Here is a 21,574-nt window from a genome sequence, read left to right as displayed (position 1 = left end):
TCGCGGCCATCACCCACTCCATCCTCTTCCTTTGCCGGAGACACCGGCCAGGATCACGCCATGATTCGCATCAACGAACTGTCCCTGCCCCTCGATCACAGCGCCGAAGAACTGCGCGCCGTCATCCTCAAGCGCCTGGGTATCGCCGACGCCGATCTGCTCGGCTTCACCGTGTTCAAGCGCAGCTACGATGCGCGCAAGAAGAACAGCGTCATCCTGTTCATCTACATCATCGACCTGGAGGTCCGCGACGAGGCGGCGATCCTGGCGCGTTTCGCCGATGACCCGCACATTCGCCCGGCTCCGGACACCGGCTACTACCCGGTCGGCCAGGCGCCGGCCGATCTGAGCGAGCGCCCGCTGGTGGTCGGCTTCGGCCCCTGCGGCCTGTTCGCCGCGCTGCTGCTGGCGCAGATGGGCTTCAAGCCGATCGTGCTGGAGCGCGGCAAGGATGTGCGCCGCCGCACCAAGGACACCTGGGCCCTGTGGCGCAAGAAGACCCTGACGCCCGAGTCCAACGTGCAGTTCGGCGAGGGCGGGGCCGGGCTGTTCTCCGACGGCAAGCTGTACAGCCAGATCAAGGACCCGAAGTTCTACGGGCGCAAGGTGATGAGCGAGTTCGTGCGCGCCGGCGCGCCGGAAGAGATCATGTACGTCAGCAAGCCGCATATCGGCACCTTCCGCCTCACCGGCGTGGTCGCCGCCATGCGCGAGGAGATCATCGCCCTTGGCGGCGAGGTGCGCTTCGAGAGCAAGGTCACTGATCTCGTGATCGACGACGGCCAGCTGGAAGGCGTGGTGCTGGCCAGTGGCGAGACCCTGCGCAGCCGCCACGTGGTGCTGGCGCTGGGCCACAGCTCGCGCGACACCTTCCGCATGCTGCATCGCCGGGGCGTGCATATCGAGGCCAAGCCCTTCGCCATCGGCTTTCGCATCGAGCACCCGCAGTCGCTGATCGACCAGGCGCGCCTGGGCAAGTACGCCGGTCACCCGGAACTGGGCGCCGCCGACTACAAGCTGGTGCACCACGCCAAGAACGGCCGCGCCGTGTACAGCTTCTGCATGTGCCCGGGCGGCACCGTGGTGGCCGCCACCTCCGAGCCGGAGCGGGTGGTCACCAACGGCATGAGCCAGTACTCGCGCAACGAGCGCAACGCCAACGCCGGCATAGTCGTTGGCATCAACCCGGAGCAGGACTTCCCCGGCGGCCCGCTGGCCGGCGTGGAGCTGCAGGAACGTCTGGAGTCGCGCGCCTACGAGCTGGGTGGCCGCGACTACTGCGCACCAGCCCAATTGGTCGGCGACTTTATTCGCGGCACGCCGTCCAGCGAGTTCGGCGAGGTCGAGCCTTCGTACAAGCCCGGCGTGCGCCTGGGCGACCTGGCGCCCTCGCTGCCAGACTACGCCATCGAGGCCATCCGCGAGGCGCTGCCGGCCTTCGGCAAGCAGATTCGCGGCTTCGACCGTGCCGACGCGGTGCTCACCGGCATCGAGACCCGCACCAGCTCGCCGGTGCGCATCACCCGCGATAACGACAGCCTGCAGAGCCTCAACCTCAAGGGCCTGTACCCGGCCGGCGAGGGCGCCGGCTACGCCGGCGGCATCCTCTCGGCGGGCGTGGACGGCATCAAGGTCGCCGAAGCGGTGGCCAGGTCGATGCTGGCCGGGCAGGGCGCCTGATGAAGCTCGACGACATCAAGAAGCTGCAGCAGAAGAAGTACCGCGCCGAGTTCGGCCACTTCCTGGTGGAGGGCGAGCACCTGGTGCTGGAGCTGCAGAAGGCGGCCCTGCATAACCCGCTGCTGCAGCGCAGCCAGCTGTATGTCACCGCCGCCCATGAGCACTGGCAGAGCCCGTTCAAGACCCAGCTGATCGGTGAGCGGCAGATGGCGCAGATCTCCGATACCAAGACGCCGCAGGGCATCGTCGCCGTGGTGCCGATGCCGCAGGGCGCCGCGCCGGCGGTCGCCGGCGAACGGGCGATCTATCTGCACGAGATCCAGGACCCGGGCAACCTCGGCACCATACTGCGCACCCTGGCCTGGTTCGGTGGCTTCCGCTGCCTGCTCAGCCCCGGCAGCGTCGACCCCTACAACCCCAAGGTGGTGCGCGCCAGCATGGGCGCCATCTTCCATACGCCGCTGGAGCTGGACGTGGAGCTGGACGCCCTGGCCGAGCGCTTCCCGCGTATCGCCTGCCTGGACATGCAGGGCGACAGCCTGCAGTCCCCAGGCTTCAAGGACTTCGACTGCTACCTGTTCGGCAACGAGGCGCGCGGCGTGCCGCGCGAGCAACTGACGGCGCTGGCTGCCCAGCCGTTCACCATCCCCGGTAGCGGCGCCATCGAGTCGCTCAACCTGGCGGCGACGGTGAACATGTGCCTGTACGAGCTAAGCCGCTGAGTTCAAGCACAACTATCGGCTGGCAAGGAAGCTGACCAGCTGGCGGGCATGCGGCGACAGCGCCTCCCGGCTGCGGATGCAGATGCGCAGCTCGCGGGTGGCCCAGGTATCCTCCAGCGGCACTATGCGTACCGGCAGCTCCTGGGCGCAGCGCGCGGCGGCCGCCTCCGGCAGCATGGCGATGCCGACGTCCTGAGCCACCAGCTGGGCGCCCGCACCCGGACCTTCAGCGGCATCACATAGTGCGTCGCCATGCCCTCGATGAAGCGCTGCATGGCGCGTTCGGCCGGCAGGCAGACGAAGGGAAAGCCCAGGGCATCGCGCAGCGGCGCCATCTGCCGTTGCGCCAGGGCGTGCTGGCGGGGTACCAGCAGCACCAGCTTGTCGTCGCGAAAGGGCAGGGACAGCAGGCCACCGGTGGGCAGGTTGCCGTCGTACACGCCGATCTCGCAGTCGCCGGCCTGCACGGCCAGGAGAATCTCGCTGCTCTTCTGCTCGACCAGCTGCAGGTCGACTTCCGGGTAGTCGGCCAGGAAGGGGCCGAGCGCGGCGGGCAGGAAGGTGCTGTTGGCCACGGTAGTGGCGGCCAGGCGCAGGCTGATGCGCTCGGCGCCGGCCAGCTCGCGCAGGGTCTGGTGCAGTTTCTCGGCTTCGCCCAGCACGCCGCGGGCGCGCTCCAGCACCAGGCGGCCGGCCGGGGTCGGCTGCATGCCGTCGGCCCTGCGCAGGAACAGGCTCAGCCCGCAGCGCTGCTCGAACTGGCGCAGGCGCGTACTGGCGGCGGACACGGCCACCGGCACGCTGGCGGCGGCCTTGCTCAGGCTGCCGCTGGAGGCGATGGCGATGAGCAGGCGCAGGTCGGCGAGATCGAAGTGCACGGCGTTCTCCTAGTCAGAAGGCTGCGTTCGCCAAATAGCGATTCTGGCCGGTTGGTCTTCTGTTCAGAATAAGGTTTGTGCCCGCCTGCCGGAACTCCCATGGAAACCCTCACCCAGCACTATCGTCTCTGGCTCAACGACGGCCGCCTGTTCGCCGTGCTGTCCGCCGCCGGCTTCAGCCTCAAGGCCATCTTCGTCAAGCTCGCCTACGCGGCCGCACCGGTGGACGCCATCACCCTGCTGGCCATGCGCATGGGCCTGGCCCTGCCGCTGTTCCTCTGGCTGCTGTGGCTGAGCCGCGGCAACGGCGGCGAGCCGCTCGGCTGCGCCGGGGTGCTGCGCGTGCTGTTGCTCGGCATGCTCGGCTACTACCTGTCCAGTCTGTTCGATTTCTATGGCCTGCAATCCATCAGCGCCGGCCTGGAGCGCCTGATCCTGTTCTCCTTCCCGACCCTGGTGCTGTTGCTCCAGGCCCTGGTCAAGCGCGAGCGGCCGAGCCGGCGCACCCTGCTGGCGATGGCCGTGTGCTACGCCGGGCTGGGCATCGCCTTCGTCCACGATCTGCGCATGGAGGGCGCCCGCGCGCAGATCATCCAGGGATCGGCCTGGGTCTTCGCCAGCGCCATCACCTACGCCCTGTACTACTTCGGCACTGGGGTGATGGTGCAGCGCCTGGGCTCCATGCGCCTGGCCGGACTGGCCGGAACCGCGTCGGCGCTCATGGTACTGGCGCATTTCGCCATCGGCGGCGATGTGGCGCAGCTGGCCGGCCTGCCCGGCGAGGTGTGGGGCCATGCGGCGCTGATGGCGCTGCTGTCCACCGCGCTGCCGATCTACTGGATGGCCCTGGCGGTTTCGCGCATGGGTGCCGCGCACACCGCCGCCATCGGCAACCTGGGCCCGGTGTTGACCATCCTGGCGTCCTGGGCGCTGCTCGGCGAGGCGGTTTCACTCCTGCAGTTGGCGGGACTGGCGCTGGTGCTGTTGGGCATTTCCCGCCTGCGCCCGGCGCAGCCGGCCAAGTAATCGGGGGCGAGTCCACAAAAGCGCGACGCGGCGCGGCACCAGGCTTGGCCTAGCGGCCCGGTTGTGTTCCCATCGCGGAACAAAAACAACAAGGGCGAAAAACGTCCATGCAACCGAGCGAAGCGCCGGTCCTGCTCTATCTGTGGGACAAACGCACCTTCTATCTCAGTTCCTTCGCCGAGCCTCTGCAGCTGTCGCAGGCCGCCGCCATGCTGCTGGTGGCGCTGGACGGCGAGATATCGATTCACTGCCAGGGCGATACCCTGACCTGCCGCAGCGGCCTGGTCCCGGCGGGTCTGGAGCTGGTCGTGGACAGCCACGACTCGCGGGTGGCGATCACCTACCTCGACGCCTTCGGCGAGGATCATGCCCTGCTGGCCCTGCGCATGGCCGGCCGGCGTGGCCCGCTGCACTTCGCCCTGGACGACGAGGCAGCGGTGATCGCCCGCTTCGACCAGTTGCACCGCAGCAGCGCCGAGCCGCAGCAGGTGCACGACTGGCTGGAACAGCTGATCAACCCGCATGGCGAGCCGCCGCCGGGCTTCGTCTGCGACCCGCGCATCGTGCGCGCCGTCGAGCTGATCAAGGCCGATGTGGCGAACAACACCTCCATCGATCAGCTGGCCGAGCAGGTGGGGCTCTCGGTGCCGCGCCTGACCCAGCTGTTTCGCCGCCAGATCGGCGTGCCCATCCGCCGCTATCGCCAGTGGCATCGTCTGTTTGTCACCAGTGTCGGCGTGGCGCGCGGCATGAACCTCACCGACGCGGCGCTGGCCGCCGGTTTCACCGACTCGGCGCATTTCAGCCACACCTTCCGCAGCATCGTCGGCATGAGCCCCACGGCGGCACTGGCGCAGCCGCGGGGAATTCGTCTGTTCGCCGGTTGAGGAATAGGGCAAGCTGCGTGACTCCAGAAGCCACCGAGCCCCCATGCACCCCAGCGACTTCCCCGACGACGCCGCGCAGACCGAGCGCACCCGCGAGACCATCCTGCGCTATCACCTGAGCTGGAAGCAGCGCGATCTGGAGGCGGTGCTGGCGCTGTATCACCCGGACGTCGAGTACAACGATTTCTTCCAGCAGCGCAGCATGCGCCTGGCCGAACTACGCGACTATGTGGCGGACAACCTGCCGCGGCGCCCCGGCGAGTTGCTGGAGCATGTCGACCGCATCCGTATCGATGGCCACACCGCGTTCATCCAGTACCGTTTCGCCCTGCAGGGCAGCGGCGGGTTGGCGTCCTTCCGCACCGGTGAGGCGATCACTGTGCGCGACGGGCTGATCTGGCGCATCAACGAATACGCGACGCTGGTGCACGAGGCGCGGCCGAGCGCGGCGGGCGGCGGCGCGCGTCCGGCCGCCAGCCGCCTGGGCCTGTCCGCGCGCCAGTTGAGCCTGCTGGCGCAGGACCTGCAGGAGTACTTCCAGCGCCACAAGGCCTTCCTCGATCCGGAGCTGGACCTGCAGCAGGTGGCCGCCGTCACCGGCTACAGCCGCAACCAGATCTCCCACCTGCTCAACCAGGTGCTGGGGCAGAGCTTCTACCGCTACGTCAACCAGGCGCGCCTGCAGCATCTGCTCGATGGCCTGCAGGCCGGTGGCGACCCGGGGCGCATCGACGAGCTGGCCTTCGCCGCCGGCTTCAACTCGCTATCGGCTTTCTACAAGTGCTTCCGTGAGCGCCTGGGGATGACGCCCAAGGCCTATCTCAAGCAAATTTCCATGCGGGCCCGCACGCAAGACAAGCCCTGAGTCGCCTCACTAGTCTCTGCCCATCGATTGATTGGCGGAGACTTCCCGATGAGCCAGTGGCGCACTATCAGCCTGTGGGTGGACCAGCTTGACGAGCCGCTGACCGCGCGGCCGAGCCTGCGGGCCGATATCCAGGCCGACGTGGCCATCGTCGGCGCCGGCTACACCGGCCTGTGGACCGCCTATTACCTCAAGCGCCAGGCGCCGCAACTGCGCATCGTGGTGCTGGAGGCCGAGACTGCCGGCTTCGGTGCCTCCGGGCGCAACGGCGGCTGGCTGATGGGCAATATCCTCGGCGAGGACCGCCTGCTCGCCGGCCTGCCGAGCGAGGCGCGGCGCGCCGCCTTCGAGCTGCTGCACGACATTCCCGACGAGGTGGCGCGGGTCACCGAGCGCGAGGGCATCGCCTGCGACCTGCGCAAGGGCGGGGTGCTCTACTGCGCGGCGCGCTATCCCGAACAGCTGAGTAGCCTGCAGGACCATCTGCAGCACCTGCGCGAGCTGGGCCTGGGCGAGGACGACTACCGCTGGCTGGAGCCCGATGAGCTGGCTGTACAGCTGCGCCTGGCCAACGCCTATGGCGCGCTGTACAGCCCGCACTGCGCGACTATTCATCCCGCCAAGCTGGTGCGCGGACTGGCGCGCTGCGTCGAGGGCTTGGGCGTCGAAATCTACGAGCAGAGCCGGGTGCTCGACTGGCAGCCAGGGCGGGTGAAGACCGCGATGGGCAGCGTGCGCGCCGACTGGCTGGTGCCGGCCGTGGAAGGCTACGCCGCCGAGCTGCCGCCACTGGGGCGTCACCAACTGCCGGTGCAGAGCCTGATAGTGGCCACCGAGCCGCTGCCGGCGGATGTCTGGGCCGAGATCGGTCTTGCCCGCGGCCAGGCCTTCGGCGAGGCCAGCCGCCAGGTCACCTATGGCCAGCGCAGCGCCGACGACCGCCTGGTGTTCGGCGCCCGCGGCGGCTACCGCTTCGGCGGCCGCCTGCGCACGAACTTCAACCTCAGCCAGGGCGAGCGCGATCTGCGCCGTCATCTGCTCGGCGAGCTGTTCCCGCAGCTGCGCAATGTGCGTTTGAGCCACGCCTGGGGCGGCAATCTGGGCATGGCGCGGCGTTTCCGCCCGCACATGCTGCGCGACTCGCGCCAGCGCATCGCCCTGTCCGGCGGTTACGGCGGCGAGGGCGTCGGCGCCAGCAACCTGGGTGGGCGCACCCTGGCCGCGCTGATCCTCGGCCAGGACAACGCCCTGACTCGCCAGCCCTGGGTACTGAGCGATTCCAGCCTCTCCAGCCTGCCCGGCTGGGAGCCCGAACCCTGCCGCTGGCTCGGCTACAACGCCATCATCCAAAGCTTCGTGCACGAGGACCGGGTGCTGGCCGACCCCTCCAGCCCGCCCTGGCGCCGGCGCCTGGCCCGGGGCGTGGCGGGCCTGATGGAAGGTTTCATGAAATGACAGCGGAGAACCCGATGAGCATCGACCACTTCAAGAACACCGCCGAATTGCCGTTGGGCGACGAGAGCCGAGTGGCCGTGCCGCTCGGCGAGCCGGTCGCGCAGACCCGCAGCCACAGCGTCGAGCGCAGCGACGGCGTCGAGGCCGGCGTCTGGGAATGCAGCCCGGGCCGTTGGCGCCGGCAGATCGTGCAGCAGGAGTTCTGCCACTTCATCGCAGGCCGCTGCACCTTCACCCCGGACGGCGGCGCGCCGATCGAAATCAGGGCCGGCGACGTGCTGATGCTGCCGGCCAATACCTGCGGGGTGTGGGACATCCAGGAGACCCTGCGCAAGAGCTATGTGCTGATCCTTTGAGTGGCACAGTCCACCGAGCCCTTACCGAACAACAACAATCGAAGAGGTCACTGCCATGCTGAAGAAACTTCTCCCGCTGTTGCTCGCGGCGTCCGCCGCCCAGGCCGCCGAGGGCGTGCGCATCTACAACTGGACCGACTACATCGCCCCGGACACCCTGAAGAACTTCGAGAAGGCCAGCGGCCAGGCCGCCCAGTACGACGTCTACGACAGCAACGAGACCCTGGACGCCAAACTGATGGCCGGCCGCTCCGGCTACGACGTGGTGTTCCCCTCCAACCACTTCATGGCCCGGCAGATTCAGGCCGGTGCGCTGAAGAAGCTGGACCGCAGCAAGCTGCCCAACTGGAGCAACCTCGATCCCCTGCTGTTGAAGGCGCTGGAAGGCAACGACCCGGGCAACCTGCATGGTTTCCCCTACCTGTGGGGCAGCACCGGCATCGGCTACAACCTCGACAAGGTCAGGGCCGTGCTCGGCGAAGGCGTGGCGCTGGATTCCTGGGAGCTGATCTTCAAGCCCGAAAACATGCAGAAGCTGGCCCAGTGCGGGGTGGCCATCCTCGACAGCGGCCCGGAGCTGCTACCCATCGCCCTGCATCAGCTGGGCCTGCCGCACCACAGCCAGGACCTCGAGCACTACCAGCAGGCCGAGGCGCTGCTGCTGCAGATGCGCCCGAACGTGCGCTACTTCCATTCCTCCAAGTACGTCGGCGACCTGGCCAACGGCGATATCTGCCTGGCCGTGGGCTTCTCCGGCGACATCATGCAGGCCGCCAGCCGCGCCGCCGAGGCCGGCAACGGGGTGAGGATCGAGTACGTGATTCCCAAGGAAGGCGCGCCGATCTGGTTCGATATGGTCAGCATGCCGGCCGACGCGCCGAACGAGGAGGCCGGCTACGCCTTCATGAACTACCTGCTGCAGCCGCAAGTGGCCGCCGCCATCAGCAACCATGTGCACTACGCCAATGGCAACCAGCAGGCCGACAGCCTGGTCGAGCCGGCGCTCAGGGCCGACCACAAGGTCTACCCGCCGCAGGAGGTGATGGCCAAGCTGTACGCCCTGGAGGCCATGCCGGCGCAGGTCGATCGGGTGCGCACGCGCATCTGGAGCAAGGTCAAGAGCGGTACCTGACTCGGCGGCCGTCGGCAGGCCCGTATTTGCGGGCCTGCGCCTGCTCGACCGGCAAGCGGCGTCTATAGTCATTGCTGGGAGGTCGTCGAGGCAGGAGGCGTGATGTTCAACCCGTTCCCGGCTGGTCTGGTCGAAGCGCTGAGCATGGTGGTGCGCCAACGCCTGCCCGAGGCGCTGGGCGACCTGCTCAAGGCGCTGGAACTGGCACTGGCCGAGCAGCACCTGCGCGCCATCTCCAATCAGGAGGCCCAGGCCTGCAGCGATTTCCAGCGCATCTGCGCCCGCCAGGGCAGCTGGCTGCAGGCCAGCGTCAGCGCCAGCATCTGCCGCCACCTGCCGCAATGCAGCGCGGCACTGGAGGAGCAGGTCAAGGTGCAGGACGAGTGGACCCTGGTGGACGACACCGAGGTCGAGGACATGCTGCTCGCCCGGCGCATGGTGCGCCAGCTGCGCGAGCGTCTGGGCAATCTGGAGTGGCGTGCCTGCGCCTGTCTCAACCGTATCGGCGGGCGGCACGTCGCCGATGCCGACCATCCCCTGTCCCTGGAGTTCCTGTTGCGTCAGCTGCAGGCCGGCCTGCGCCTGAGCGCCCAGCCCGAGGCGATACGCCAGCTGTTCGCCGAGCAGGCGGTGAACGTGCTCGGCGAGGCGCTGCGCGATTACTTCGAGGGCCTGGTGGCCCAGTTCGATCGCCACCGCATCACCCCATTACCGGAACCGGAGGAGCCGAGCCTCGCTCGGCATCACCCGCCATCCGCTCAGACGGCCTCGCCGCAGGCCACCTGGCAGGCCATGCGCAGCCTGCAGGGCGGCGGCGCCGTGAGCGGGGCTCAGGAGGAATCGCCGCCGGGCGGCCAAGAGGGCGCCCTGGGCGAGGCGCTCTCGCCCCTCTACCGCCAGGCGCCGCCGCGCCAGGGCTGGACCGCGTCGGAGCTGTTCGCCCAGTTCGAACGCCAGGGTTGCCAGCTCAGCGCTCGCCAGCGCGAGGACACCCAACTGGTCAGCGAGATGTTCCAGGCGCTGGGCGAAGAGGCGCGTATCGCCCCGGGGCTCAAGCCGGACTTGCAGCGCCTGCTGCTGCCGGTGCTGGAGTCCGCCCTCAACGACCCGGCGGCCATCGCCGATGGCAGCCACCCGGTGCGTGTCACCCTCGACCGCCTGCTGCGCCTGTGCGATCACTGCGAGCCGCCCAACAAGGCCCTGGAAAGCCGGGTGCAGCAGGTCATAGGACAGATGGTGGAGACCCCCGAGGCTTTCACCAGCCACGATGCCGAGCTGGACGAGTTGCTGCAGATGCAGCAGCGCGCCTACCGGCATGCCGCCGAACGGGTGATGCAGCAACACCGTGGCCGCGACATCCTGGAGAAGGCCCGTGGCGACGTGGCCGCGGCCATCTCAGGGCTGACCGGGGAGCAGATGCCCAAGCTGCTGCAGGACTGGCTGGATGCCGGCTGGCGCGAGATGCTGGTCAACGAGCTGATCCGCAGTGGCGACGAGGACTACTCCTGGCGGGTCGATCTGGCGCTCACCAGCCTGCTGGCCAAGCGCCTGCAGGAGGGCGAAGAGGAGCAGGCGGGGATGGACCCGGTGGCGCGCACCTTCGACATCGACCACATGCTGCAGTTGCTCAAGCGGCGCATGGACGAGTTCGGTGGCGGGCATTTCCAGCATGGCCCCGTGCTGGGGCAATTGCGCCGTCAACTGCTCGGCGAGGAGCAGGTCGAGTTCATCGCCCGGCCCCCCGAAGCGCCGCCGCGCCCCGCGGTTCCGGCCGAGCACCAGCGCTGGCTGGAGCGCCTGCAGGCGCTGAAACAGGGCGACTGGCTGCACGATGCTCAGGGCCAGGCGCTGCAGCTGATCTGGGTCAATGCCGAGCGGGATCACTACGTGCTGGTCGACCCTCGCGGGCACGAGGCGGGCGACTACTGCGCCGCGGAGATGAGCGAGAAGCTCGCCGACGGCAGCCTGATGATCGGCGAGGCGGCCAGCGGCGGCGACAACCTGATCCAGCGCACCCTGCAGGACATGGTCGGGCGCCTGTACCGGGAGATCGCCCATGCGCGCAGCCACGACGAACTCACCGGCCTGCTCAACCGCCGCAGTTTCGACAGCGCGGTGGCCCAGGCGCTGTCCACCGGCCGGCGCTCGGCCTTCCTGATGCTGCATCTGGACCAGTTCAGCCTGATCAACAGTCACGTCGGCCCGGTGGCCGGTGATGCCTGCCTGCGCCAGGTGGCGACCTGCCTGGGCGAGCACCTGCCCGCGCAGGGTAGCCTGGCACGCATCGGCGGCGTGGAGTTCGCCAGCGTGCTGCCGGACTGCGCCGGCACCGCCGCGGTGGAGTGGGGCGAGCGGATGCGCGTGGCGGTGGAGAGCGCCGGCTTCACCTGGGACGGCCATCGTCATGGTCTGTCCCTGAGCATCGGCGTGGTCGAGGCGGAAGAGCATCACGATGTCGCCAACCTGCTGTGCGACCTGCATGCCGCCTGCAACGTGGCCAAGGAGCTGGGCCGCAACCGGGTGCACCGCTTCGACCGCGAGGCCGACGAGGCGCGTACCGGGCTGCTGGCCATCGCCGCGCGGGTGGACGACATAGTCGAGCGCGAGGACCTCTCGCTGCGCGTGCAGCAGATCGCCCCGACCGACCCGCAGGCCGAGGAGCTGCCGCACTACGAGCTGCTGCTGGTGATGCAGAACGAGCTGCAGCTGCAGGACTTCATCGCCGCTGCCGAACGCTACAACCGCATGGCCAAGGTAGATCGCTGGGTGCTGCGGCGCATCTTCGCCGAGCTGGAGCGCTGCCCGCAGATCTGGCAGCACAGCTCGGGCCTGTCGATCAACCTGTCCGGCAGCAGTCTCAACGACGACCGTCTGCTGGCCTTTATCGAGAGCCTGTTCGAACGCTACCCGGTGGACCCGCGGCGCATCTGCTTCGAACTCACCGAAACCACCGCGGTGGCCAACCTGGCCAAGACCGCCGACCTGGTGCGCCAGCTGCAGCGCGCCGGCTGCACCTTCTCCATCGACGACTTCGGCGTCGGCTTCTCCAGCTACGACTACCTCAAGCGCCTGCCGGTGGACTACGTGAAGATCGACGGCAGCTTCGTCAAGGAGATCGAGCGCTCCAGCGGCGACCTGGCCATGGTCCGCTCGATCAACGAGATCGCCCACGCCCTGGGCCGACGCACCATCGCCGAGTACGTGGAGACGCCCGCGATCCGCAGTCGCCTGGCCGAGCTGGGCGTCGACTATGTGCAGGGCTTCGGCGTGCAGCGCCCGCGCACCCTGGGTGACTGGCTGGCGAGCGTCGAGGAAGCGGTCAGCCTGTCATCCTAGGAGAGGCCCCCGGGCATGCCCTGGGGGCCTCTCGTTCAGCGGCGGTCGATGCGGTACAGGGTGGTGGTACCGCTGACCTCGTTGCCGACCACCAGCAGGGGCACGCCGGGGATCGGGCTGTGCCGCGCGTCGATCACCAGCAGGCCTTCCGGGCCCAGGTCGCCGGCCTGCGCGGCCGGCGGCTGCACGCTGGCGTCGCGGTTGCCGACCAGCTCGACGAAGCGCGGCGCCTGCGGCCGGCTCAGATCGTAGACCATCACCGCGCTGAGGCGCTCCAGGCCGATGAAGGCGTAGGGCTTGCCCCACAGCCTGGCCACGGTCACACCCTCCGGCTCCGGGCCCTTGTCGTCACTGCGCCCATCCGGGCTGTTGTCCTTGTGGTTGCTGTTGAACAGGGCCGGCATGCGCGCGGCGCTGATCTTCTCGAAGTCGGCGCCGCTGTCGTAGAGCTGGCGGCCGTCGCTGCTCCACACCGAGAAGGAGCGCGCACCGAAGGCGTAGATGGCCTCGAAGGTGCCGCTCTGCGGGTTCAGCCCGCTGGCCTTGCTCACCGTCAGGCGGCCGAGGTTGGCGTTCTGCTTGAGGTCGGCGGAGTCGGGGAACTTGAGCGGGTCCAGCACATAGGCCGAGCTGCCGAGCCGGGTTTCCTCGCTGTAGCCGGAATAGGCGCGCGCGTCGCCTTCGTTGGCGGTGACCAGGTAGGTGCGCCCGCGCTGGCGGAAGCTGGCGATGGCGTCGGGCTGGTACAGGCCGCGCACCGGCCAGTTGCGGATGTTCACCGCGCCGTCCTTGTCGCTGGCATCCAGCTCGTTGCCCGCCAGGCCGTGATCCTTGTAGCCCAGGCCGCGCACGGCCACCACGCGGGCGGCGGCCACGTCGATCTCGGCGATGGCGTTGTTCTCCTGCAGGGTCACCCAGGCGCGGCGGCCGTCGTGGCTGAGGGTGATGTATTCGGGTTCGAGGTCCTGGGCCACGCTGGCATTGGGGCCGAACACGCGGATAGACGGGTCCAGGCTCTCGCGGCCGAAGGCGCGGAAGTCTGCGGTGCGCACATGGCGTTGGCTCAGACGCTGCGGGCGGCGCGGCAGGTCGATGATGCTCACCGAGCCCTCCGGGTCGCTCAGGTAGTCGTCGCTCGGTTCGCCCTCGTTGGCCACCAGGATGCGCTTGCCGTCCGGGCTGAAGGTGAGCATGTCGGGCTGCGCGCCGACCGTCACCGCGCCCAGCAGCTGGCCGTCGGCATCGAGCAGCACCACCTGGCCCGGCTCGGTCTTGACCGCGTTCTCCACGGCGGCGGCGACCAGGCCCCGGTGCACGGCGACGCTGTTGACCACGCGGCCATGGGCCGACAGGTCGACGCTGAACAGCAGGCTCGGCTGGCTCGGCGCGCGGATGTCCAGCACGTCGATCTTGCCGCTGGCGGCGTTGACCACGAACAGGCGCTGGGTCTGCGCGTCGTGGGCGACTATCTCGGCGGCGCTCTGCTCGAACAGGCCGCTGCGATAGGTGCCGAGGGCGGTGAAGGCGAGCGACTCGGCCTGGGCGGCGGCCGGCAGAGCGGTGGCGAGCAGGCCGCTCAGGGCGAGGGTGGCGGTGAGGCGGGTCAGGCGCATGACAGACTGTCCTTGGCTGAGATAAAGCCGCCAGCCTGACAGGTCGATATGGCCGAACGGTGACCGGCGGATGACGCCGGGGTGACGCTTCAGTCCAGCGCGCGGCGCAGCTCGGCGAAGTCCGGGCGCTGTTGTGGGGCAGTCTGCAGGCAGGCCTGCGCCAGCGCGGCCAGGCGGGGCGGCGGCGCGTCGCAGCGCTGCAGCAGCTCCTCCAGGAGGATGCCGAAGGCGCGGCTCTCCAGGCGCTGCAGGGCGATGCCCTGGGCGCTGGCCGGGGTAAAGAAGGAGGCGGCGCCGAAGTCGCTGAGGCGGCAGTCATGACCGTCGACCAGCAGGTTGTGCGCGTACAGATCGCCGTGCAGGATGCCGCGCCCGTGCAGGTGCGCCAGCGCGCCGGCCACGCCACGGGCCAGGGCCTGCACCTGTTCGGCGGCGAAGCGCTGCTGCGGCGCATAGCAGTCGCGCGTGCAGCTGCTCAGCGAGGGCGGCCCGGCCAGCGCGCGAAAGCGCGGCTCGAGCAGCTCCAGCAGCAGGCCCTGCGGCTGGCCGGGCTCGTCCTGCAGCGGGCCGATCACCGGCAGCAGCTGCGGGTGGCGCCCGGCGGCGAGGCAGGCGGCCATCTCGCTGTGCGGCAGGCCGTCGCTGGTCATCTGCCCCCTGAACAGCTTGACCGCCACCGCGCGGCCGTTGTGCTGGGCGCGGTGGATCAGCCCGCTGGCGCCCTGGCCCAGCAGCTCGCCCAGGGCCAGGCCGGCGCGGGCGATCGGCGCCTGCGGATGCTCGGCCAGGGCGGCGGCCTCGGCCCGGTCGCTGCCCGGGTTGCCGGCGAAGGCCAGCCAGGCCAGGCGCGGCAGGCGCGGCAGCCAGTCAGGCAGGGCCTCGATACGGTTGGCGGCGATGCGCAGCAGCTCCAGCTGCTGCAACTCTGCCATGCCCTGCGGCAGCGCCCGCAGGCGATTGCCGGCCAGCATCAGTTTCTGCAGGCGCGGGCGCCGGCCCAGCTCTTGCGGCAGGGTCTCGATGCGGTTGTCGGTGAGAATCAGCCAGCGCAGCTGCGGCGGCAGGGCGGCGGCCGCCACCCGCGCGATGCGGTTGGCCTTGAAGCCGACCATCTCCAGCTGCGGGCAGTCGCCCAGCACTTCCGGCAGCGAGTCGAAGGCATTGTCCGAGCAGAAGATCACTTTCAGCCGGTGCAGGCGCGGCAGGTCGTGGGGCAGGCTGCGCAGGCGATTGCCGCTGAGGTTGAGCACTTCCAGGCTGTCGGCCAGGGCGAAAATCTCGCGGGGGAATTCGCCGAGGTCGGCGCTCAGGTCCAGGCGCGCGATGCCGGCCAGCTGGCCGCTGCGCAGTTGCTCCAGGCTATGCATGTCAGTCGTTGTCCAGCAGTTCCAGGCGCAGGCGGCGCGGCAGGTGGTCGGAACCCAGGTCCGGCCCCAGACTCTGCTCGGCCACCCGCCAGGGCCCGCGGGCCAGCACCTGGTCGATGGCGATGCCCAGCCAGCCTTGGCCCCAGGTGGGCCAGGTGGCGCGCAGGTCGCTGGCGCGATACCAGCCGAGATCCTCGACCTGGCGCAGGCCGTGCGACCAGGGGCTGGCGTTCAGGTCGCCGACCAGCAGCCCGGGCAGCCCGGTGGCGGCATTGCGCTGCAGCAGCACCTGCAGGCCCAGGTCGCGCTTGTGCTGCCAGTAGGGCGAGAGCGGCGGCATCGGGTGTGCCAGGGTCAGGGCCAGGTCGTGTGCGCCGGAGTCTACTTGCGCCTCGATGGCAGGAATGCCGTCGCCGTCCACCTGTACGCGCGGCTGTACCAGCGGCAGGCGCGACAGCAGCGCCAGGCCGAAGGGCGAGTCTTCCGGGGCCAGCAGGCGATGTGGGTAGTCCGCCCAGCGCTGCAGCTGTGCGGCCATGGCCGGGCTGACTTCCTGCAGCAGCACCAGATCGGCCGGCTGGGCGTCGAGCCAGGCGCGCAGGGCGCCGGCATCGTCGCTCTGCTGCAGGTTGGCGCTGACCAGCTGCAGGCTCAGGCGCGCCGCGCCGGTCTGCGGCGGCAGCGCCGTGGCCAGGCTCAGCCAGGGCAGGGCGAGCAGCGGCAGCAGAAGCAGCCAGCGCGGGCTGCGCCGCGCCAGCAGCGCCAGGCACAGCGGCAGCAGGCCCAGGTACAGCCATTGCCAGTGGCTGAGCAGGTCGAACAGCCAGGCCAGGTGTTGCGAGTGGGGCGCCGCCAGCGCCGTCAACCAGGGCGACAGCAGGCCCGCGGCGCTGGCGAGGGCGAGCAGGCGCAGCATCAGCCGCGCAACCTGCTGGTGTTGACCAGCTCCACGGCGCGCGCGCGCAGCTGGCCGCAGCCGCCATCGACGTCCTGGCCGGCGCTGTTGCGCACCTTGGTCAGCACGCCACGGCTGTGCAGGTAGCGCACGATCTCGACGATGCGCTCGCCGTCCGGGCGCTGGTAGTCGTCGCCTTCCAGGCTGTTGAAGGGGATCAGGTTGAGCACCGCGTACTTGCCCTTGAACAGGCGCAGGATCGCGTCCAGCTCGTCCTGGCCGTCGTTGATGCCCTTGAGCAGGGTCCACTGGTACTGGATCGGGTAGCCGACCTGACGGGCATAGGCCTCGCCCAGCTCGATCAGTTCGGCCGGGGCGATCTTCGGCGCCTTGGGCAGCAGGTGCTCGCGCAGCTCGGCCTTGGTGGTGTGCAGCGACAGCGCCAGGGCCGGCCTGACCCGCTGCCGGGGCAGGCGCTCGAACACCCGCGGGTCGCCGACGGTGGAGAACACCAGGTTCTTGTGGCCGATGCCGCCGTCGGTGCCGAGCACGTCGATGGCCTCCAGCACCTGTTCCAGGTTATGCGCCGGCTCGCCCATGCCCATGAACACGACTTTCTTCACCGGGCGCAGGCGCCGCGCCAGCACCACCTGGGCGGCGATCTCGGCGCTGCTCACCTGACGCAGCAGGCCGCTCTTGCCGGTCATGCAGAAGCGGCAGCCCACGGCGCAGCCGACCTGGGTGGAGACGCACAGGCCGTCGCGCGGCAGCAGCACGCTCTCGACCATCTGGCCGTCGCCCAGCTCCACCAGCAGGCGCGCCGAGCCGTCGCCGCCGGGGTGGCTGGAGCGCACCCGGGCCAGGCCTTCCAGTGTTTCGCCGAGCTGCGGCAGGCCGTGGCGCACGGACAGCGGCAGGAAGTGTTCGCTGTGCTGGCGGCGGGTGCCGGCATTCAGCGGCTTGCCCTGCAGCCAGGCACGCAGCACCCGGCCGCTATGGGCGGGCAGGGCGCCGAGGTCGGCGAGACGTTGCTGAATATCGGAGATGCGCATGGGGCGCGCATGCTACCACCGGGCAGCGGCGGCGCGTAGGGCTGGTCGTCAGGCCTGGAAGTGCAGGGCCAGCCAGATGGCGTCCGTCGAACATTCGGCGACCCGGTGCCGGCAATGGGCGGCGATCAGCAGGGCATCGCCGGCGGCCAGCGCCAGCTCGCCGTCATCGAACTGCAGGCGTGCGCTGCCGCGCAGCAGGGCCACCCACTCGGGGCGTGGCTGGTCGTACCAGAAGCCCTGCGGGCTGGCCTGACCGTGGGAGACGATCTGCTCCAGCAGCAACTGCTCGCTCTGCAGCAGCGGTGTGAAGCTCTCGCGGGTCGAATCGGACGACGGTGACTGGTACAGAGAGGTGACTTGCGGCAGCATGGCGGCCTCGCGAATGGTCGGGCCCCCAGCATAGCCCGTAGCGCCCTGGAGTTATCGATGAAATTCATCCACCAGCGCGAGCATCTGGAGGAGGGCGACACCGTCGTCATCCAGTGCTCGCAGCCCTGCAATATCCGCCTGATGAACGACGCCAACTTCCGCTCGTTCAAGAATGGCGGCCGTCACACCTACCACGGCGGCGCCTTCGACCGCTTCCCGGCGCGCATCAAGGTGCCCAGCGACGGCTTCTGGAACATCACCCTGGACACCGTGACCCGGCGCGCCATCAGCGTCACGCGCAAGCCGAAGATGGAGTATTCGATTCGCTACGTGCGCGGCAAGCGCGTCGGTATCTGAGTCGCCTCGCGTACCTGGCGGCGCAGCGGGTGCAGCAGCAGGCCGAGGCTATCGTGCTGGCCCGGCGCCTGCGCTGCGTCGACGCCGACCCGGGCCGGCGCGCCCTGCAGGCGGAAAGTGCCGAACAGCTGATCCCACAGCGGCAGGGCGGTGCCGAAGTTGAGCGCTTCCTCGACTCGCACGCTGTGATGCCAGCGGTGCAGTTCGGCGCTGCCGATCAGGTAGTTCAGCCAGCCCAGGGTGCCGCGGGTGTTGGCGTGGGTGGCGAAGGACTGGGTCTGGCTGAATAGTCCGGCCAGGGCGATGGCCTGCGGGTCGAAACCCGCCAGCCAGAGCGGCAGCACATGCACGCTCTTGCGCAGCAGCAGGTCCAGGGGATGGGTGGTGAGGTTGTTGGTCACGTTCAGCGCGGCGGGGCGATGGTGGACGAAATGCACCCGCCACAGCCAGCCGCCGCGATGCTTGAGGCGATGCAGCCAGTAGTCGCCGAACTCGCCGAGCAGGGCCGCGAGCGGCACCGCCAGCCACAGCGGCAGCGCGGCCGCGGGGCCCGGGGCGTCGGCGTTGAGGCCCATCGCCAGGCCGCGGATCAGTAGATCGGCCAGGCCATCGGCGCCGAGCAGGGTGATGGCGAACAGGGCGTCGCGGCGGCGGTCCGCCGGCTGCGCGCGCCAGTCTTCGCGGTAGGGCCAGCGCCATTCCCAGAGGGCGAACCAGGCCAGCACCAGCAACAGGCCGCCGAGCAGCAGGGCCAGGCTGCCCCAGTTCATGTGCAGGGCCAGCGCGGCCCAGCCGCTGGCCAGCAGCAGAGCGCCGAGGTGGGCCCAGTTGAGGCGGTGGAGGGGAGTGTTCATGCGGGCTGTCATCCATTGTGCGGTGGTGATAGTGGCCTGTTTGGCTAATTCGAATATCCAATTTCGGCGCCAGACTTCACCATCCGTCGTTGCCGCTCCTCGCCGTAGCTCTGCTACGACTCGTCGCGGCGCCTAGTCTGGCAAACTCTGGCACGCGAACTTGCATGCACGAATTAACCGCACAGGCCACTAGTTTTCCGCCGCTCACCCTCTGCACGCATTAACCTGGGTTTATGACCACCGATTCCCTACAGGATTGCCTGGCCTGCGCACCGCATCTGCTCGGCCAGCTCGAACGTCAACCGCAACTGGCCGAGCGCTGGCAGACCCTGCCGCGCCGCGAATTCGCCGCGGGGCAGGTGCTGCTGCGTGCGGGGCAGGAGGTCGAGCGGGTGTGGTTCGTCGCCGGCGGGCTGGTACGGGTGGCGCACCTCTCGGCGCAGGGCGTCGAGCGCAACGCGGCCTTCCATGCCGAGGGCAGTTGGGTCGGCTGGGGCACGCCGCCCTTCGCCACGACCAGCCCGGTGGACATCATCGCCCTGGAGCCGACCCAGGTGCTGGAGCTGAGCTATGCCGATCTGCGCCAGTGGCAGAGTGAGTTGCCGCTGGTGCAGGAGCTGCTCAGCGACGCCATACGCGCCGTGCTGGCGCGCAGCAGCCAGCGCGAGGCGGAACTCCTGCTGCTGGATGCCGAGGCGCGCTACCGCGCCTTCCTCGAACAACGCGGCGAACTGGCGGCGCGCATTCCGCTGCACCATGTGGCCAGCTATCTGGGCATCACCAATGTGGCGCTGTCGCGCATCCGCGCGCGCATGGGGCTGGTGCGGCGCTGAGGCCTGTGCTCAGCCGAGCAGTCGGGTGACCTGCTCGATGGCCTGGGTCTCGCGCTGCGCCCAATCGCCGCCGATATCCACCCAGGCATGGCCGCGGCCGATCAGCCAGTCGCGGCATTGCCGGTGAAACTGCTCGCGCTCGGCCAGTTGCGGTTGGCAGCGCTGGCCATCGTCGTGCCACTCGACGCCTTGCGGCGACAGCAGCAGATGCAGGTCGTAGCGGCGCTGCAGCAGGGCGGGTTCCAGCCAGTGCGGGCAGTCGCCGAACAGAATGCGACTCCAGAGGATATTGCTCAGCAGGTGGGTGTCGAGAATCAGCAGTTCGGGCGCGCGGGCGCGGGCGGCGTCCTCCCACTCCAACTGGCCGCGGGCGATGGCGGGGATGTCGGCCAGGCAGGTTTCCCTTTGTTCCTGGTCGATAAAGTGGCGCACGTACTCGCCGACCACCAGGCCGCCGAAGCGCCGCTGCAGGCGCTCGGCGAGGAAGGTCTTGCCGCTCGATTCGGGGCCGGTCAGCACCAGCACCTTCATGCCGGCTGCGACCGCGAGGCCCGCCACTGCTGCAGGCCGAGCAGGGCCAGGGCGATGAACACGCCGTACAGGCCGGCGGTCAGCCAGTAACCCTGGAAGGCGAAGAAGCCGACATAGAGCACATCGACGATGATCCACAGCAACCAGCATTGCCAGCGCTTGAGCGCCATCCACAACTGGGCCAGCAGGCTGAAGGCGGTGAGCAGGGCGTCCGGCCAGGGGTAGACGGCTTCGGTGAAGCGATCCATGGCCAGGCCCAGCAACAGGCCCAAGACCACGGCCATGGCCAGGCCAATGGCAATCTCTCGAGCGCTGGCGCTGCTGACCGGGCGCCGACCGCTCTCGTCGACGCCCTGGCCCCACTGCCACCAGCCATACAGCTGCATGGCGGCGAACACGCCGTGCAGCAGCACCGCCGAGTAGAGCTTGGCATCGAAGAAGAACCAGGCGTAGAGCAGCACCATGACCAGACCGATGGGCCAGCACAGCGGGTTCTGCCGCACGGTCAGCCAGACGGAGGTGATGCCGAGGGCGGAGGCGATGATTTCCAGGGGTGTCATACGAGGGGCTGAGCGATTGCGGGCGTTATGTTGGGAGGGCAGGTTAGCAATCTCATCGTCTGCTGACGAGGAGAGACGGCACCGACAAGAGCGCTGGTGCCGTTTGGGCAAGACTGTGCTGCGTAGTCTTCCGCTATTTAAGTGCAAGTGCTTTGAAAGCAGTGTCTATGTTTCTACCGGTGCGGAGTGACTCGATAATGAATTTTACAAAGAAGCCAATGACTTTTTCTTCGGTATCTTCGGTTAGGATTGGAAAGTTAATGCGACTATTGATGGCGGAGGTTATGCGTTTGGATATTGCCGAGAAATCGCCGCTGTCTACTCCCGAGCTAATGTCCTGGGCGTATTTCAATATGTGCGCTGGCAATAGCTTCGCTATGATGGAGTCCAGCTTTTCGACTGTCCAAAGTATCAGTGGGTCGTCAAATAGATCCAAGGGGCCTGTGGGGATAAGTCCATCGATAATGACGGCCAGTCGATTGATTTGGGTGGCGTTCAGTATGTGTCCGTCTTTTGTGGCTACGACGCTGGGTTTGGGGAGAGACAGATCGAGAGCATCAGCCGTTTTGGGACCTACAACACCATCGGCGGAGAGTTTGCTCGCTCGCTGAAACTGTTTGACGGCATCCTCTGTTACTTTTCCGAAAATTCCGTCGGCGGTGGTTTTTCCATCGATCTCTTTTTCTAGGGAAATTCTGAAGAAGACTTCCCGAATCTGGTGAAATACGCCGATCCCGTTGCCCGAGTTTCCCGATGAAGCAGATGACCTTCGCCGATGCCGAGTACGCCGGCAAGCGCAAGCAGAC

At 68.6% G+C, this 21,574-nt stretch carries 20 protein-coding genes and 1 pseudogene; 11 read left to right on the top strand and 10 right to left on the bottom strand.

Annotation, left to right across the window (positions count from 1 at the left end; all coding sequences use genetic code 11):
* The first annotated feature begins 60 nt into the window (after nt 1–60).
* Together AAFN46_RS19950 and AAFN46_RS19945 are read left to right on the top strand one after the other, a co-directional pair.
* Nucleotides 61–1,680 (top strand): NAD(P)/FAD-dependent oxidoreductase, encoded by a 1,620-nt coding sequence (locus AAFN46_RS19950; protein WP_347810444.1) that lies wholly within the window; start codon nt 61–63, stop codon nt 1,678–1,680.
* Entirely contained in the window at nt 1,680–2,402 is a 723-nt protein-coding gene (locus AAFN46_RS19945; protein WP_347810443.1) for an RNA methyltransferase, read from the top strand. The genes AAFN46_RS19950 and AAFN46_RS19945 overlap by 1 nt, the downstream gene beginning before the upstream one ends.
* Before the next feature lie 12 nt (nt 2,403–2,414).
* On the opposite strand, the pseudogene AAFN46_RS19940 reads toward AAFN46_RS19945, so the two are convergent.
* Nucleotides 2,415–3,280, bottom strand: a pseudogene (locus AAFN46_RS19940) (LysR substrate-binding domain-containing protein).
* A 99-nt stretch (nt 3,281–3,379) separates the two neighbouring features.
* Between AAFN46_RS19940 and AAFN46_RS19935 the strand changes: the two are divergent.
* From AAFN46_RS19935 to AAFN46_RS19905, 7 genes are all read left to right on the top strand, one after another.
* Entirely contained in the window at nt 3,380–4,306 is a 927-nt protein-coding gene (locus AAFN46_RS19935; protein ID WP_347810442.1) for a DMT family transporter, read from the top strand.
* Nucleotides 4,307–4,413: 107 nt separating this feature from the next.
* Nucleotides 4,414–5,193 carry an AraC family transcriptional regulator gene (locus AAFN46_RS19930; RefSeq protein ID WP_347810441.1) on the top strand — a complete coding sequence of 260 codons (780 nt, stop codon included), beginning with the start codon at nt 4,414–4,416 and terminating at the stop codon, nt 5,191–5,193.
* A 43-nt stretch (nt 5,194–5,236) separates the two neighbouring features.
* A complete protein-coding gene (locus AAFN46_RS19925) occupies nt 5,237–6,058 on the top strand; it encodes a helix-turn-helix domain-containing protein (RefSeq protein ID WP_347810440.1) in 822 nt (273 codons plus the stop codon).
* 48 nt (nt 6,059–6,106) lie between these two features.
* The gene (locus AAFN46_RS19920) at nt 6,107–7,513 is read left to right on the top strand and encodes an FAD-binding oxidoreductase (RefSeq protein ID WP_347810439.1); all 1,407 of its coding nucleotides are present in this window, start codon (nt 6,107–6,109) and stop codon (nt 7,511–7,513) included.
* 14 nt (nt 7,514–7,527) lie between these two features.
* Entirely contained in the window at nt 7,528–7,869 is a 342-nt protein-coding gene (locus AAFN46_RS19915; protein ID WP_347810438.1) for a cupin domain-containing protein, read from the top strand.
* Between the two features lie 55 nt (nt 7,870–7,924).
* The gene (locus tag AAFN46_RS19910) at nt 7,925–9,001 is read left to right on the top strand and encodes a polyamine ABC transporter substrate-binding protein (protein ID WP_347810437.1); all 1,077 of its coding nucleotides are present in this window, start codon (nt 7,925–7,927) and stop codon (nt 8,999–9,001) included.
* Between the two features lie 102 nt (nt 9,002–9,103).
* Nucleotides 9,104–12,337 carry a DUF1631 family protein gene (locus tag AAFN46_RS19905; protein ID WP_347810436.1) on the top strand — a complete coding sequence of 1,078 codons (3,234 nt, stop codon included), beginning with the start codon at nt 9,104–9,106 and terminating at the stop codon, nt 12,335–12,337.
* A gap of 35 nt (nt 12,338–12,372) precedes the next feature.
* Here the strand turns inward: AAFN46_RS19905 and AAFN46_RS19900 are convergent, their stop codons facing one another.
* The 5 genes from AAFN46_RS19900 to AAFN46_RS19880 form a co-directional block, all read right to left on the bottom strand.
* Nucleotides 12,373–13,950 (bottom strand): choice-of-anchor I family protein, encoded by a 1,578-nt coding sequence (locus AAFN46_RS19900; RefSeq protein ID WP_347810435.1) that lies wholly within the window; start codon nt 13,948–13,950, stop codon nt 12,373–12,375.
* Nucleotides 13,951–14,039: 89 nt separating this feature from the next.
* Nucleotides 14,040–15,317, bottom strand: a complete 1,278-nt coding sequence (locus AAFN46_RS19895; protein WP_347810434.1) for a leucine-rich repeat-containing protein kinase family protein — start codon at nt 15,315–15,317, stop codon at nt 14,040–14,042.
* Between the two features lies 1 nt (nt 15,318).
* Nucleotides 15,319–16,233, bottom strand: coding sequence for an endonuclease/exonuclease/phosphatase family protein (locus AAFN46_RS19890; RefSeq protein WP_347810433.1), 915 nt, complete (start codon nt 16,231–16,233; stop codon nt 15,319–15,321).
* Nucleotides 16,233–17,264: an RNA methyltransferase gene (locus AAFN46_RS19885; protein ID WP_347810432.1), complete on the bottom strand. Its 1,032-nt coding sequence runs from the start codon at nt 17,262–17,264 to the stop codon at nt 16,233–16,235. Before AAFN46_RS19885 ends, AAFN46_RS19890 begins: the two co-directional genes overlap by 1 nt.
* A 48-nt stretch (nt 17,265–17,312) precedes the next feature.
* Nucleotides 17,313–17,633 (bottom strand): cupin domain-containing protein, encoded by a 321-nt coding sequence (locus AAFN46_RS19880; RefSeq protein WP_347810431.1) that lies wholly within the window; start codon nt 17,631–17,633, stop codon nt 17,313–17,315.
* Nucleotides 17,634–17,690: 57 nt separating this feature from the next.
* Here AAFN46_RS19880 and AAFN46_RS19875 point away from each other — a divergent pair, with 57 nt between their 5' ends.
* The gene (locus AAFN46_RS19875; RefSeq protein ID WP_347810430.1) at nt 17,691–17,990 is read left to right on the top strand and encodes a DUF1883 domain-containing protein; all 300 of its coding nucleotides are present in this window, start codon (nt 17,691–17,693) and stop codon (nt 17,988–17,990) included.
* Here AAFN46_RS19875 and AAFN46_RS19870 read toward each other — a convergent pair.
* Nucleotides 17,960–18,844 carry a sterol desaturase family protein gene (locus tag AAFN46_RS19870; RefSeq protein ID WP_347810429.1) on the bottom strand — a complete coding sequence of 295 codons (885 nt, stop codon included), beginning with the start codon at nt 18,842–18,844 and terminating at the stop codon, nt 17,960–17,962. The two genes, AAFN46_RS19875 and AAFN46_RS19870, sit on opposite strands and share 31 nt — an antisense overlap.
* 233 nt (nt 18,845–19,077) lie before the next feature.
* On the opposite strand from AAFN46_RS19870, the gene AAFN46_RS19865 reads away from it, so the two are divergent.
* Entirely contained in the window at nt 19,078–19,677 is a 600-nt protein-coding gene (locus tag AAFN46_RS19865) for a Crp/Fnr family transcriptional regulator (RefSeq protein ID WP_347810428.1), read from the top strand.
* A 9-nt stretch (nt 19,678–19,686) separates the two neighbouring features.
* On the opposite strand, the gene AAFN46_RS19860 is transcribed toward AAFN46_RS19865, so the two are convergent.
* From AAFN46_RS19860 to AAFN46_RS19850, 3 genes are all read right to left on the bottom strand, one after another.
* Entirely contained in the window at nt 19,687–20,208 is a 522-nt protein-coding gene (locus tag AAFN46_RS19860; protein WP_347810427.1) for an AAA family ATPase, read from the bottom strand.
* Nucleotides 20,205–20,768: a nicotinamide riboside transporter PnuC gene (pnuC, locus tag AAFN46_RS19855; RefSeq protein ID WP_347810426.1), complete on the bottom strand. Its 564-nt coding sequence runs from the start codon at nt 20,766–20,768 to the stop codon at nt 20,205–20,207. Before pnuC ends, AAFN46_RS19860 begins: the two co-directional genes overlap by 4 nt.
* A gap of 133 nt (nt 20,769–20,901) precedes the next feature.
* Complete coding sequence (locus tag AAFN46_RS19850; protein WP_347810454.1) at nt 20,902–21,444, bottom strand: peptidoglycan-binding domain-containing protein; 543 nt, start codon at nt 21,442–21,444, stop codon at nt 20,902–20,904.
* Between the last annotated feature and the right edge of the window lie 130 nt (nt 21,445–21,574).

This window comes from Pseudomonas sp. CAU 1711, assembly GCF_039888625.1.
Classification (GTDB): Bacteria; Pseudomonadota; Gammaproteobacteria; order Pseudomonadales; family Pseudomonadaceae; genus Aquipseudomonas.
Note: the sequence above shows the minus strand (reverse complement) of the source record. Positions and strands in the feature narration are given on the sequence as shown.

Coding starts and splice junctions, on each gene's coding strand:
- AAFN46_RS19865 (WP_347810428.1), top strand. CDS start 19,078: ATGACCACCGATTCCCTACAGGATTGCCTGGCCTGCGCACCGCATCTG.
- AAFN46_RS19885 (WP_347810432.1), bottom strand. CDS start 17,264: ATGCGCATCTCCGATATTCAGCAACGTCTCGCCGACCTCGGCGCCCTG.
- AAFN46_RS19860 (WP_347810427.1), bottom strand. CDS start 20,208: ATGAAGGTGCTGGTGCTGACCGGCCCCGAATCGAGCGGCAAGACCTTC.
- AAFN46_RS19915 (WP_347810438.1), top strand. CDS start 7,528: ATGAGCATCGACCACTTCAAGAACACCGCCGAATTGCCGTTGGGCGAC.
- AAFN46_RS19895 (WP_347810434.1), bottom strand. CDS start 15,317: ATGCATAGCCTGGAGCAACTGCGCAGCGGCCAGCTGGCCGGCATCGCG.
- AAFN46_RS19950 (WP_347810444.1), top strand. CDS start 61: ATGATTCGCATCAACGAACTGTCCCTGCCCCTCGATCACAGCGCCGAA.
- AAFN46_RS19890 (WP_347810433.1), bottom strand. CDS start 16,233: ATGCTGCGCCTGCTCGCCCTCGCCAGCGCCGCGGGCCTGCTGTCGCCC.
- AAFN46_RS19900 (WP_347810435.1), bottom strand. CDS start 13,950: ATGCGCCTGACCCGCCTCACCGCCACCCTCGCCCTGAGCGGCCTGCTC.
- AAFN46_RS19945 (WP_347810443.1), top strand. CDS start 1,680: ATGAAGCTCGACGACATCAAGAAGCTGCAGCAGAAGAAGTACCGCGCC.
- AAFN46_RS19875 (WP_347810430.1), top strand. CDS start 17,691: ATGAAATTCATCCACCAGCGCGAGCATCTGGAGGAGGGCGACACCGTC.
- AAFN46_RS19910 (WP_347810437.1), top strand. CDS start 7,925: ATGCTGAAGAAACTTCTCCCGCTGTTGCTCGCGGCGTCCGCCGCCCAG.
- AAFN46_RS19920 (WP_347810439.1), top strand. CDS start 6,107: ATGAGCCAGTGGCGCACTATCAGCCTGTGGGTGGACCAGCTTGACGAG.
- pnuC (WP_347810426.1), bottom strand. CDS start 20,768: ATGACACCCCTGGAAATCATCGCCTCCGCCCTCGGCATCACCTCCGTC.
- AAFN46_RS19880 (WP_347810431.1), bottom strand. CDS start 17,633: ATGCTGCCGCAAGTCACCTCTCTGTACCAGTCACCGTCGTCCGATTCG.
- AAFN46_RS19925 (WP_347810440.1), top strand. CDS start 5,237: ATGCACCCCAGCGACTTCCCCGACGACGCCGCGCAGACCGAGCGCACC.
- AAFN46_RS19930 (WP_347810441.1), top strand. CDS start 4,414: ATGCAACCGAGCGAAGCGCCGGTCCTGCTCTATCTGTGGGACAAACGC.
- AAFN46_RS19905 (WP_347810436.1), top strand. CDS start 9,104: ATGTTCAACCCGTTCCCGGCTGGTCTGGTCGAAGCGCTGAGCATGGTG.
- AAFN46_RS19870 (WP_347810429.1), bottom strand. CDS start 18,844: ATGAACACTCCCCTCCACCGCCTCAACTGGGCCCACCTCGGCGCTCTG.
- AAFN46_RS19935 (WP_347810442.1), top strand. CDS start 3,380: ATGGAAACCCTCACCCAGCACTATCGTCTCTGGCTCAACGACGGCCGC.